Source organism: Streptomyces sp. NPDC048623, from assembly GCF_040650755.1.
Classification (GTDB): Bacteria; Actinomycetota; Actinomycetes; order Streptomycetales; family Streptomycetaceae; genus Streptomyces.
The window spans coordinates 18,439-30,104 of sequence record NZ_JBEZHV010000001.1 but is presented as its reverse complement, the minus strand read 5'-3'; the positions used below and the strand labels follow the sequence as shown (position 1 = coordinate 30,104).

The 11,666-nt window shown below is 72.6% G+C and carries 10 protein-coding genes; 7 read left to right on the top strand and 3 right to left on the bottom strand.

Annotated features, from left to right (window positions below):
* Nucleotides 1-65: 65 nt before the first annotated feature.
* The 3 genes from AB0C73_RS00145 to AB0C73_RS00135 form a co-directional block, all read right to left on the bottom strand.
* Complete coding sequence (locus AB0C73_RS00145) at nucleotides 66-737, bottom strand: helix-turn-helix domain-containing protein (protein ID WP_362522868.1); 672 nt, start codon at nucleotides 735-737, stop codon at nucleotides 66-68.
* 208 nt (nucleotides 738-945) lie between these two features.
* Nucleotides 946-1,806, bottom strand: a complete 861-nt coding sequence (locus AB0C73_RS00140) for a phosphatidylinositol-specific phospholipase C (protein WP_362522866.1) — start codon at nucleotides 1,804-1,806, stop codon at nucleotides 946-948.
* Nucleotides 1,807-1,960: 154 nt separating this feature from the next.
* Nucleotides 1,961-3,805: a bifunctional metallophosphatase/5'-nucleotidase gene (locus AB0C73_RS00135; RefSeq protein WP_362522864.1), complete on the bottom strand. Its 1,845-nt coding sequence runs from the start codon at nucleotides 3,803-3,805 to the stop codon at nucleotides 1,961-1,963.
* A 358-nt stretch (nucleotides 3,806-4,163) separates the two neighbouring features.
* On the opposite strand from AB0C73_RS00135, the gene mshD reads away from it, so the two are divergent.
* The 7 genes from mshD (at nucleotide 4,164) to AB0C73_RS00100 (ending at nucleotide 11,544) form a co-directional block, all read left to right on the top strand.
* The gene (mshD, locus tag AB0C73_RS00130; RefSeq protein WP_362522862.1) at nucleotides 4,164-5,090 is read left to right on the top strand and encodes a mycothiol synthase; all 927 of its coding nucleotides are present in this window, start codon (nucleotides 4,164-4,166) and stop codon (nucleotides 5,088-5,090) included.
* A 102-nt stretch (nucleotides 5,091-5,192) separates the two neighbouring features.
* Nucleotides 5,193-5,576: a GntR family transcriptional regulator gene (locus tag AB0C73_RS00125; RefSeq protein WP_362522860.1), complete on the top strand. Its 384-nt coding sequence runs from the start codon at nucleotides 5,193-5,195 to the stop codon at nucleotides 5,574-5,576.
* Nucleotides 5,573-6,412 (top strand): ABC transporter ATP-binding protein, encoded by an 840-nt coding sequence (locus tag AB0C73_RS00120; protein ID WP_362522859.1) that lies wholly within the window; start codon nucleotides 5,573-5,575, stop codon nucleotides 6,410-6,412. The genes AB0C73_RS00125 and AB0C73_RS00120 overlap by 4 nt, the downstream gene beginning before the upstream one ends.
* Nucleotides 6,409-7,386, top strand: a complete 978-nt coding sequence (locus AB0C73_RS00115) for a hypothetical protein (protein WP_362522857.1) — start codon at nucleotides 6,409-6,411, stop codon at nucleotides 7,384-7,386. The genes AB0C73_RS00120 and AB0C73_RS00115 overlap by 4 nt, the downstream gene beginning before the upstream one ends.
* 279 nt (nucleotides 7,387-7,665) lie before the next feature.
* Nucleotides 7,666-10,038 carry an RNA degradosome polyphosphate kinase gene (locus AB0C73_RS00110; protein WP_362522855.1) on the top strand — a complete coding sequence of 791 codons (2,373 nt, stop codon included), beginning with the start codon at nucleotides 7,666-7,668 and terminating at the stop codon, nucleotides 10,036-10,038.
* Nucleotides 10,039-10,075: 37 nt separating this feature from the next.
* Nucleotides 10,076-11,062 carry a CHAD domain-containing protein gene (locus tag AB0C73_RS00105; RefSeq protein ID WP_362523825.1) on the top strand — a complete coding sequence of 329 codons (987 nt, stop codon included), beginning with the start codon at nucleotides 10,076-10,078 and terminating at the stop codon, nucleotides 11,060-11,062.
* A 104-nt stretch (nucleotides 11,063-11,166) separates the two neighbouring features.
* Nucleotides 11,167-11,544 carry an NUDIX hydrolase gene (locus tag AB0C73_RS00100; protein ID WP_362523823.1) on the top strand — a complete coding sequence of 126 codons (378 nt, stop codon included), beginning with the start codon at nucleotides 11,167-11,169 and terminating at the stop codon, nucleotides 11,542-11,544.
* Nucleotides 11,545-11,666 lie beyond the last annotated feature (122 nt).

Below are 11,666 nucleotides of genomic sequence, written 5' to 3'. Positions count from 1 at the left end.
AGAGCCACAGCCCGCCGCCTGTGCACATTACGGAGAGTGAGACTCATCGAGGGAAGCGAGGGGCATCACGCTCCCGTCGTCTGCGCGGCGGCGCTGTCGACGATGTCGTGGACGACCTCCTGGATCGAGGCCATCTCCTCGGCCTCCAGGCGCGGCCAGCCGAGGCCCTGCACCATGGAGGCGAGCACGAGGAGCCGGTCGCGGGGGTCCTTCTCGTCGGCCCACAGGAAGCGCCGGGACAGCAGGTGCATGGCCGCGTAGCCGAGGATGCACGAGCGGAGCGCGTCCACGGCGACGGCCGGCGTGAGGTGCGGGTTGTCGAACGGGCCCTCCGCCACGGCGCGTTCCACGACGGAGCCGACCACCTGCGCCATCTGGGATTCGACCAGGTCACGGCGCTTGAGCCGGTCCTCGGACGCGGCCGCGCACACCGTGTCGGTGCGGGCGGTGATGCTGCACTCGAAGAGGACGGGGGCGGTCTCCGCGTGCCGCATGTAGGCGAGCATCAGACCGTACAGGGCCTGGACACCGCCCCAGGCCAGATCCGCGACGGACTGGTAGTAGCCCAGCTGGCGCCGCGCGCTCTCCGCGGACAGCTCGATGAGCAGGTCCTCGCGGCAGGTGAAGTGGTTGTAGATGGTGCCCTTGGAGTAACTGGCCTCGCCGGCGAGGCGCCCCAGGGTCAGGTTGTGGAACCCGTCCCGCTCGATCATCTCCAGCGCCAGGCGGACCAGCATGCGGTCACGCTCCGCTACCTCTTTGGCTTTTCTTTGCACGGTTCGCATGGCGTCAGTATGAACGACCAGTCGTCAAACATCGACCACTAGTCAATTACTTTTCACGATGCCCGGCTGACGCCCCGCGCCGCCTGCCCGAAGGGTAGGGCCTCCGGGCCCGGGCGGTCGCGCCCGGGCCCGATCCCGGTCCCGTGGTCAGGCCCCGTGGTCAGTTGTGGCGGATGAGGGACTCGACGAGTCCGGAGCGGGTGTTGGGGAAGTCCATCGGCACGATCCCGAGGCCCCTCCAGCCGGCGCCCTCGCCGTCGAGGAGCGAGTGCACCTGCGGGTTGAGCCGGTCGGCGTTCCAGCGCGGCGGAAGCCCGGCCGCGGTCGAGACGAAGTTGACGTAGAAGGGGCCGGGCCGGGCGGCCGCCTTGCGGAACTGGTCCTGGATCTTCGGCCACTTGGCGAACGGCTCGGCCTGGTAGGCGTCCTGCACGTCGAAGTACCTGCCGTCCGCCCAGCGCAGCCCCGGCAGGCCCGCGTTGTCGGCGAGCAGCACGACCCGCCCGCGCGACTCGCCGAGCGTGGGCACGCCGTCGCCGATGCGGAACAGCGGGCGCCAGCCGCGGTTGTCGAGGTAGTCGTCGAAGATGGCGCGGAAGGTGGCGTCGGAGTCGGTCGAGTACTCCTGCTTGACCCGCATCAGGACGGTCTCGGAGGGATGCGCGGCGAGGAAGTCCCAGCAGGCGCCGAGGACGTCGCCGAACATGATGTTCTGGAAGTACGCCCCGTGGTGGATCGCGAACGACCCTCCGGTGACCCGGCAGCGGACGTCCAGGAAGCGGATCCCGCTGTCGAGCTGCTGGGCGATGGTGGTGTTCTGGCACTCGGTCCACAGCCCGCCGTAGCGGGCACCGGAGTCGTGCGTCCCGGGGATCGTGAGCTTCTGGAGCGGGGTGGGGTCGCCGTGGGCAGCCATCCAGTCCTGCGTCCCGAGGGCGGTGGCCGCCCGGGCGGAGGGGGTGCCGATCAGAAGCGCGGCACCGGCTGCGGCGGCGCCCGCGAGAAAGCGTCGTCGGTCCATGCGCGGAGTATGACGCGTACGCGACAAGAACGACCAGAGCCGTGCAGGACCGGAGTCGCACACGAAAGGGGCGGCGGACTGGTCGCACCGGCCGCCGCCCCTTCGCTCGGAGCGCCCTACACGAGGGTCACTCGGGTCACTCAGGTCACTCGGGTCACTTGATGATCGTGATCCGGCCCAGCGCCGGCGGCGCCAGCGGGGCGCTCGCCGAGGAGTGGGCGCTCATGTAGGCGGTGAACACGTCCAGGTCGGAGGCGCCGACCAGCTTGTTCTTGTGCTCCTTGAGGACGGTGAAGCCGTCGCCGCCGCCCGCGAGGAACTCGTTCATCGCGACCCGGTAGGTCTTCGCCGGGTCGATCGCCTCGCCGTTCAGCCGCACCGAGTCGACCACGATCCGGTCCGCGCCGGTCTTGGTCAGGTCCAGGGTGTACGTGAAGCCCTTCGACACCTGCAGGATCTTCGGGGCGGCCTGGTTCGGGCCGCTGACCTGCTGCTGCAGGGCGGTGATCAGCTGCGCGCCGGTCAGGTCGACCGCCGTCATCATGTTGGTGAACGGCTGGACGGCGTACGCCTCGGCGTAGGTCACCACGCCGTCGCCCTCGGCACCGGACTGCGCGTAGCTCAGGGGCGCGCGGACGCCGCCCGGGTTCATCAGCGCGAGCTGGGCGCCGCCCTTGTCGGCCGCGGCCATGCCCTCGAGCTGCGCGTCGGCGATCAGGTAGCCGAGCGGCTTCTCGATGCCGATGGCCGGGTCCTTGGGGTCGGGAAGCGGGTTCTCGATCGCGGCGGAGATGTGGCCCACCGGGCGGTTCGCGACCGGCGCGGACAGCGTCTTGTAGTGGCCGATCAGGTCGGTCATGTCCTTCGCCGGGGTCACGTCACGGGTGACGACGTGGTTCGCGGAGGCGACGGCGGTGCGGACGATGTCCTTCGAACGCCGGTCGTAGGTCAGCGTCGTGTCGGTGTACAGCCGGCCGAACGAGGCCGCCGAGGTGACGGTGCGCGGCCTGCCGGACGGGTCCGGGATGCTGCACGCGTAGGCCTGGTGGGTGTGGCCGGTGATCAGGGCGTCGACCTGCGGGGTGACGTTCTTGGCGATGTCCACGATCGGGCCGGAGATGCCGGCGCCCGCGCCCGGGGTGTCGCAGTCGTAGTTGTACGCGCCGGAGGCCGGCATGCCGCCCTCGTGGAGCAGGGCCACGATCGACTTCACGCCCTTGCGCTCCAGCACCTTGGCGTACTTGTTGATCGTCTCGACCTCGTCGCCGAACTTCAGGCCCTTGATGCCCTCGGCGTTCACGATGCCCGCCGTGCCCTCCAGGGTCACGCCGATGAAGCCGATCTTGATGCCGTCGCGCTCCCAGATGAAGTACGGGTCGAGCATCGGGCGGCCGGTCTTCTCGTCCGTCACGTTCGCCGCGAGGTACGGGAAGTTCGCGCCGGAGAAGGACCTGCCCTCCTCGTAGCAGCCCTCGACCGGGTGACAGCCGCCGTTCTGCAGACGGGCGAGCTCGCGCCCGCCCTCGTCGAACTCGTGGTTGCCGACGGAGGTGACGTCGAGCTTCAGCTTGTTCAGCGCCTCGACGGTCGGCTCGTCGTGGAAGAGGCCGGAGACCAGCGGCGAGGCGCCGACCATGTCGCCCGCGGCCGCGGTGATGGAGTAACGGTTCCCCTGGCGGGCCTGGCGCAGGTGCGTGGCGAGGTACTCGACGCCGCCGACGCCCTCGATGGTCTTGGTGGTGCCGTCCTCGTTCAGCTGCGTGAGGCGGCCCGAGGAGCCGGTCGGCGGCTCCAGGTTGCCGTGCAGGTCGTTGAAGGAGAGGAGCTGTACGTCGACCAGCCTGCCCGTCCGCCCCCCGTTGCCGTACCCGGCGTCCTCGGCGCGGTCCTGCGAGGCGCCGGCCGGCATCGCCGCCACGAGCGCGCCGACGGTGGCGAGTCCCGCCCCGACGGCGAGGATCCGCCGCCGCACCTTGTTCTTCTTCCGTGTCGCTGCCATTTCTCCCCAGTTCCCTGAACGACTCCGGTCTTGCCCGCCGCAGCCTAGGGTCAACGCGCGTAGCGCAACAGGGGGTCACGGGTTACGAGCTGGTTGACTTTGCTCACCCGGCGGGCGCCGAGCGGACGCCGATCAGGCGCCGCCGAGCACGGGGCGGGCCGTTGGCAGGCACCCGACCGGCTGCCGGCCGCCTCGCCCGCCGCGCCCCACCGGGCCCGTCCGGCCGCCCACCTGACAGGCTCCGGGCGATCTCCCCCGCCTCGGCGCGGCCCCGCGGGTAGGGGTGTCGCGCCGGTCAGGCCGGATCAGGCGCCGAGAGCCCGGCCTGATCGGCGTGAGACCCCCTACGCTCGGAAGCATGACTTCCGACGCGGCACCGGCCCTCGAACCCGGACGGCAGATCAACACTTACGAAGAGCTGAGCCCCGAGCAGATCCAGGACGTCCTCGACCTCCTGGAGGCCGCCGACCTCGCCGACGGCGTGCACGCCGTCTCGGAACAGGGCCGGCTGTATCTGCGCCACGGGCGGCGCGAGGGTGTGCGGCACTTCCTCCTGACCGTCGGCTCGCACCTGTACGGCTACGCCCAACTGGAGGAGACCGACCCGGTCGAGGCGCCGGCCGCCGAGCTGGTCGTGCACCCCGCGCACCGGGGCCGCGGCCACGGCCGGGCGCTCGGCACCGCGCTGCTCGACGCCTCCGGCAAGCGGCTGCGGGTCTGGGCGCACGGCGGCAAGTCGGCGGCCCGGCACCTCGCGCAGGTCCTCGGCCTGACCCTGTTCCGCGAACTGCGCCAGCTGCGCCGCTCCTTGGTGCCCCTGGACATCCCGGAGCCGGTCCTCCCGGAGGGCGTGACGGTGCGCACCTTCGTACCGGGCCAGGACGACGCCGCCTGGCTCGCGGTGAACGCGGCGGCCTTCGCCCACCACCCCGAGCAGGGCTCGCTGACCCAGCGGGACCTGGACGACCGGATCGCGGAGCCGTGGTTCGACCCGAAGGGCTTCTTCCTGGCGGAGCGGGAGGGGCGGCTGGTCGGCTTCCACTGGACGAAGGTGCACGCCGAGGAGCAGCTGGGCGAGGTGTACGTGGTCGGCGTGCAGCCCGGCGCGCAGGGCGGCGGCCTCGGCAAGGCGCTGACGGCGATCGGTCTGCGGCATCTGGCGGCGGAGACGCTGCCGACGGCGATGCTGTACGTGGACGCGGACAACACGGCGGCGCTGCGGGTGTACGAGGGCCTGGGCTTCCGGACCCACGAGGTGGACCTGATGTACCGCACGGAGTCGTAGGACACCGCGGCAACACACTTGCCGGAGGGGGCGGTTGACACCGCCCCCTTCTTTGGATCACCCTTTCACTACTCAATTAGTGAAAGGGTGGTGGAAGGGAACGTGGTCGAGTACCGCATCGACCGGCGCAGCGGCGTCGCCACCTACCTCCAGATCGTCCAGCAGACGAAACAGGCCCTCCGCATGGGCCTCCTGGAGCCCGGCGACCGGCTGCCCACCGCGCGCGAGGTCGTCGAGGCGACGGCCATCAACCCCAACACGGTCCTCAAGGCCTACCGCGAGCTCGAACGCGAGGGCCTCGTCGAGGCCCGCCGCGGCCTCGGCACCTTCGTCCGCGCCACCCTCGGCACCGGCCCCGCCGACTCGCCGCTGCGCGGCGAACTCGCCGACTGGGCCCGCCGGGCCCGCGCCGAGGGCCTCGACCGGGACGACGTGGCCGCGCTCTTCACATCCGTACTGACCGAATTCTTCGAGGGGGACATATGAGTGAGGACACCGCGCTGAGAGCGGAGGGCCTCGGCATACGGTACGGAGGACGGGCCCGCCCCTGGGCGCTGCGGGACTGCGACCTCACCGTCCCCGCCGGCCGCGTCTGCGCCCTCGTCGGCCCCAACGGCGCCGGCAAGTCCACCCTCCTCACCCTCGCGGCGGGCCTGCTCCGCCCCACCGAGGGCACGATCACCGCGCCGCCCCGCGAGAAGCTCGCGTACGTCGCCCAGGACAAGCCGCTGCACCCTCGGCTGTCCGTCGCCGACACCCTGCGGATGGGCCGCGAGCTGAACCCGGGGCGCTGGGACGAGGCCGCCGCCCGCCGGGTCCTCGCCGACACGCTCGCCCCGGACACCCTCGTACGCGCGCTCTCCGGCGGCCAGCGCACCCGCGTCGCTCTTGCGCTCGCCCTCGGCAAACGTCCCGAACTGCTGCTTCTGGACGAGCCGATGGCGGACCTCGACCCGCTGGCCCGGCACCAGCTGATGGGCCTGCTGATGGCCGACGCGGCCGAGCGCGGGACCACGATCGTGATGTCCTCGCACATCCTCACGGAGCTGGAGGGCGCCTGCGACCACCTGCTGCTGCTCGCCGGCGGCCGGATCCGCCTCGCCGGCGAGGTCGACGAGCTGCTCACCGCCCACGCCCTGCTCACCGGCCCGGTCGCCGACCTCGCCCCGCACACGGTGGTCGACTCCCGCACGACGGGCCGCCAGCTCACCGCCCTGATCCGCCGGGACGGCCCCGTCGACGGCCCCTGGGAGGTCACCTCCCCCTCCCTGGAGGACCTCCTCCTCGCCCACCTCCGCACCTTCGAAGGAGCCGCCGCGTGAGCACCCTCGCCCTGAAGGGCCCGTACTGGGTGACGGTCCGGCAGCATCGCTGGTCGCTCTGGGCGGCACTCGTCCTCGCTGCCCTGGCCTCGGCCGTCCTGGTCGCCTCCTGGTACTGGGCGGTCCGCGCCGACGACGTCCTGGCGGCCGCGGACTGCACCGCGGACAGCCTGGCCGAACGCTGCTTCGAACCTGCCCGCGTGCGCGCCGACGCCCAGTGGCAGGCCCGGCACATGGTGGAGTTCGTCGGGCTCGGCATGCTCGTGCTGCCCGCCGTCCTCGCCGGCTACATGGCGGGCCCACTGATCGCCCGCGAGGTGGAGTCCGGCACGTACAAGCTGGCGTGGACCCAGTCCGTCAGCCCGGCCCGCTGGCTCACCGCGAAGCTGGCCGTGGCGGCCGCGTGCTGCGTCACGCCCGTCCTGCTTGTGACCCTGGTCTTCCAGTGGTCCTGGTCCACCGGCCCGGCCGACGACTTCCCGACCTTCTGGTTCGACGCCAACATGTACGCGGCGCTGCCGGGCACCGTCCCCGTGGCAGCCGTGCTCTTCGGCCTCGCGACCGGCGCCCTCACCGGCCTGCTCGTGCGCCGCACGGTCCTCGCTCTGGGCGCCGCCGCGCTGGTCACCGGCGCCGTCACCACCGTCCTCACCAAGCTGCGCCCGCACCTGTGGCCCGTCGAGACCCTCACCGCCACCGGCGGTCTCGGTGTCCCCGCACGGACCTGGACCGTGGAGTCGGGCCGGCTCACCGCGGACGGCCGACGTGTGACCTGGCAGGACTGCTACGAGGTCGTCCACGACGGGCAGACGAACCGCTGCATGAACGCGCGCGGCGCCGTCACCGACTACGCCGACGTCCACCCGCCCACGCACTTCTGGCCCCTCCAGCTCGTCGAGACCGGCATCCTCCTCGCCCTCGCCGCCCTCGCGGCCTTCGCCGCCTTCCGCGTCCTGCGCGCCCGGCTTCCCTAGCCCTCCGCAGCACCCTCCGCCAGGCCCTCCGCAAAGCTCTCCATAGCAGGCGCAAAATCGACGGGGCCGGGGCCCCGACCCGGCCCCGCCCCCGATTCCCGCACGTCACGTCCCCGTTACCAACCATTCAGACGCGCTTGCGACGCTCACGCAATGAAGCGCTCCGTGCCCGCACACCCGCAGGGCAGACTTCCCAAAGGGAGACTCCCGGCGGCGGCCGGGCCCTCCACGGCCCGCTCCGACGCGCCCGACCAGCCCTTCGCGCGGAAGAATGGGGCCATGAGCCAGCAGCCCGCCGAGGTCCCGGTCCAGTCGTCCGCGAAGACGTCCACGAAGACGTCCGCCAAGACGCCCACGAAGGCGTCCACCAAGACGTCCGGAAAGACGTCCGCGCCCGCCAAGACGGCGAAGCCCACCGCGTCGCCCGCCGCGTCGCCCGCCGCCGCGCAGGCGAACGCCGCCGCCCAGCCCTCCCTCGGCTCCATAGCCGCACACCGGCCGCACGCCGTCACCGCCGGGGCCTTCAGCGACCTCCAGCCCGACCTGGACACCGACCTCGACGCGTACGAGGAGGACGGCACCGCCGGCGAGCTGCCGCAGGGCCGGTTCCTGGACCGGGAGCGCAGCTGGCTCGCGTTCAACGAGCGGGTCCTGGAGCTGGCCGAGGACCCGAACACCCCGCTCCTGGAGCGCGCCAACTTCCTCGCGATCTTCGCCTCGAACCTCGACGAGTTCTTCATGGTCCGGGTCGCCGGCCTCAAGCGCCGCATCGCCACCGGCGTCGCCACCCGCTCCGCCTCCGGCCTGCAGCCCCGCGAGGTGCTCGACCTCATCTGGACCCGCTCGCGCGAGCTCATGGCCCGGCACGCCGCCTGCTACCAGCAGGACGTCGCCCCGGCCCTCGCCGACGAGGGCATCCACCTGATCCGCTGGCCCGAGCTCACCGAGAAGGAGCAGGCGCGCCTCTTCACGCTCTTCCGCCAGCAGATCTTCCCGGTCCTCACCCCGCTGGCCGTGGACCCGGCGCACCCCTTCCCGTACATCTCCGGGCTCTCCCTCAACCTCGCCGTCGTCGTGCGCAACCCGGTCAGCGGGCACCGCCACTTCGCCCGTGTGAAGGTGCCGCCGCTCCTCTCCCGCTTCCTGGAGGCGTCCCCGGAGCGCTACGTCCCCCTGGAGGACGTCATTGCGGCGCACCTGGAGGAGCTGTTCCCGGGCATGGAGGTGCTCGCCCACCACATGTTCCGGGTGACCCGGAACGAGGACCTGGAGGTCGAGGAGGACGACGCCGAGAACCTGCTCCAGGCCCTGGAGAAGGAGCTCATGCGGCGCCGTTTCGGCCCGCCGGTGCGCCTGGAGGTCGAGGAGTCCATCGACCCGTACGTGCTCGACCTGCTGGTCCGCGAGCTGAAGATCTCCGACGCCGAGGTCTATCCGCTGCCCGGCCCCCTCGACCTCACCGGCCTCTTCGGCATCGCGTCGCTCGACCGGCCCGAGCTGAAGTACCAGAAGTTCGTCGCCGGCACCCACCGCGACCTCGCCGAGGTCGAGTCGGCGTCCGCGCCCGACATCTTCGCCGCGGTGCGCGAGCGCGACGTGCTGCTCCACCACCCGTACGACTCCTTCTCCACCTCCGTCCAGGCCTTCCTGGAGCAGGCGGCGGCCGACCCCGACGTCCTCGCGATCAAGCAGACGCTGTACCGGACCTCCGGCGACTCGCCGATAGTGGACGCGCTCATCGACGCCGCCGAGTCCGGCAAGCAGGTCCTCGTCCTGGTCGAGATCAAGGCCCGCTTCGACGAGCAGGCCAACATCAAGTGGGCCCGGAAGCTGGAGGAGGCTGGCTGTCATGTCGTGTACGGCCTGGTCGGCCTGAAGACGCACTGCAAGCTCTCCCTGGTGGTCCGCCAGGAGGGCGAGACGCTGCGCCGCTACAGCCACGTCGGCACCGGCAACTACCACCCCAAGACCGCCCGCCTCTACGAGGACCTCGGACTGCTCACCACCGACCCGCAGGTCGGCGCGGACCTCTCCGACCTCTTCAACCGGCTCTCCGGCTACTCCCGCCGCGAAACCTACCGACGGCTGCTCACCGCGCCGAAGTCGCTCCGCGACGGACTGGTCTCGCGGATCAACAAGGAGGTCGCCCACCACCGGGCCGGCCGGCCGGCGTACGTGAAGATCAAGGTCAACTCGATGGTCGACGAGGCCGTCATCGACGCCTGTTACCGGGCCTCCCAGGCCGGTGTGCCGGTCGACGTGTGGGTCCGCGGCATCTGCGCCGTGCGCCCGGGCGTCGCGGGTCTCTCCGAGAACATCCGGGTCCGCTCGATCCTCGGCCGCTTCCTGGAGCACTCCCGGATCTTCGCCTTCGGCAACGGCGGCGAGCCCGAGGTGTGGATCGGCAGCGCCGACATGATGCACCGCAACCTGGACCGCCGTATCGAGGCCCTGGTCCGGGTCACCGACCCCGCCCACCGGGCCGCCCTCACCCGGCTCCTGGAGACCGGGATGTCCGACACCACCTCCTCCTGGCACCTGGGCGCCGACGGGAACTGGACGCGGCACGCGACCGACCCCGAGGGCCAGCCGCTCCGGCACGTGCAGGAGATGCTCATCGACGCGCGGAGGCGCCGGCGTGCACAACCCTGACATCACCGCGGCGATCGCCCCCGACACCGCCACCGCCTTGTCCGGGCCCGCGCTCCCGCCCGAGGCCTCGGCGGGCGAGGTGCTCGCCCCCTACCTGCACGCACGGGCCGCGGACTTCCTGCGCGGCCTGCGGCTGCACACCGAGAGCGGCGCCGACTCGGCCGGCGCCGAGGAGGCCGCCCGCACCCTGCGGGCGGCGGCCCGCCGGATCAGCGGCACCCTGCACACCTTCCGGCCGCTGCTCGACGCCGCCTGGGCCGACCAGCTACGCGCGGAGCTGGCCTGGCTCTCCGGCACCCTGGCCCTGGAGCACGCCTGCACCGACCGGCTCGTCCGCCTGGTGGACGCGCTGTCCCGCCTGTCGAACGACGGGCCCGTGCCGGCGCCGCGCGCCGCGGACAGCGCCGCCCGCGGCCTGACCGTGGGCGCCGCCCGGGCCGGGGCCCTGCTCGAACGCCAGCTGACCCTGGCCAGGACCCGCGCCCACTCCGCCGCGCTCCAGGCCCTCGGCTCCTCCCGCTTCCACGCCGTCGCCGACGCCGTGGCCCTGCTCGCCTCCGAGGTGCCCTTCGGCCCGGCCGGCTCCGCCCGCGCCGACGAGGTCCTCCACGCCCCCGCGATCGTCGTCGAGCACCGGCTGCTCGACGCGGTCGGCGCCCTGCCGCTCGCCCGCGCCGCCCACCCGTACAACGCCGAGGCCCTCGCGCTCGCCGCCGGCGAGGCCCAGGACACCCCCTGGCACCAGACCCGCAGCCTGCTGCGGCTGCACCGCTACGCCGGCGAGGTGCTGCGCGGCGGCACCGAACCCGACCCGCTCCTGTACGAGGCGGCCCGGGCCCTCGACCGGCACCGCGACGCCGCCGAGGCCGCCGCGGCCGCGGCCGCCGCCGCCCGCACCCCCCGGATCGCCCCGGCCACCGCGTACGCCCTCGGCGTCCTCCACGCCGACCAGCGCCACGAGGTCGAGGCGGCCCGCTTCACCTTCCAGCGCGCCTGGACCCGCGCCACGGCGGCGGTCTCGTGATCCTGGCGGCAGGCTGCGTCCTGTGGCGCCCGGCCCCGGGCGCCGCGGAACCCGCCACCGCGGAACCCGCCGCCACGGATCCCGCCGCCACGGATCCCGCCGGGATCACCGGGACCGCCGGGGCTCCTGCCGCCCGCATCGAGATCGCGCTCGTCCACCGCCCGAAGTACGACGACTGGTCGCACCCGAAGGGCAAGCTCAAGCGCGGCGAGACCCTCGCGGCCTGCGCGCTGCGGGAGGTCGAGGAGGAGACCGGCCAGAGCTGCGAGCTGGGCGCCCGGCTGCCCTCCGTGCAGTACCTGGCGCAGGGCCGGCCCAAGGAGGTCCACTACTGGGCGGCCCGCGCCCTCGGCGGCGTCTTCACCCCCGGCCGTGAGGTCGACGCCCTCGCCTGGCTGCCTCCGGCCGAGGCCCGTACCCGGCTCACCCAGCCCCGGGACCGCGAGCTCCTGGACGCCCTCCTCGCGACGCCCGTCCGTTAGCCCGTACCGGCCCCTCCGCGAGCCCGGAAGGTGACCCCTCCGTTACCTGAACGACACCGCACCCGGGCTTACGGCATGGTTCACCTGCCGTTCACTCTCCCCCGTCGGCGGCTTCACCTGAT

Excerpts from the sequence above, each read along its gene's own strand:
- AB0C73_RS00120 (WP_362522859.1), top strand. The coding sequence starts at position 5,573 with ATGAGTGAGGACACCGCGCTGAGAGCGGAGGGCCTCGGCATACGGTAC.
- AB0C73_RS00110 (WP_362522855.1), top strand. The coding sequence starts at position 7,666 with ATGAGCCAGCAGCCCGCCGAGGTCCCGGTCCAGTCGTCCGCGAAGACG.
- mshD (WP_362522862.1), top strand. The coding sequence starts at position 4,164 with ATGACTTCCGACGCGGCACCGGCCCTCGAACCCGGACGGCAGATCAAC.
- AB0C73_RS00145 (WP_362522868.1), bottom strand. The coding sequence starts at position 737 with ATGCTGGTCCGCCTGGCGCTGGAGATGATCGAGCGGGACGGGTTCCAC.
- AB0C73_RS00135 (WP_362522864.1), bottom strand. The coding sequence starts at position 3,805 with ATGGCAGCGACACGGAAGAAGAACAAGGTGCGGCGGCGGATCCTCGCC.
- AB0C73_RS00140 (WP_362522866.1), bottom strand. The coding sequence starts at position 1,806 with ATGGACCGACGACGCTTTCTCGCGGGCGCCGCCGCAGCCGGTGCCGCG.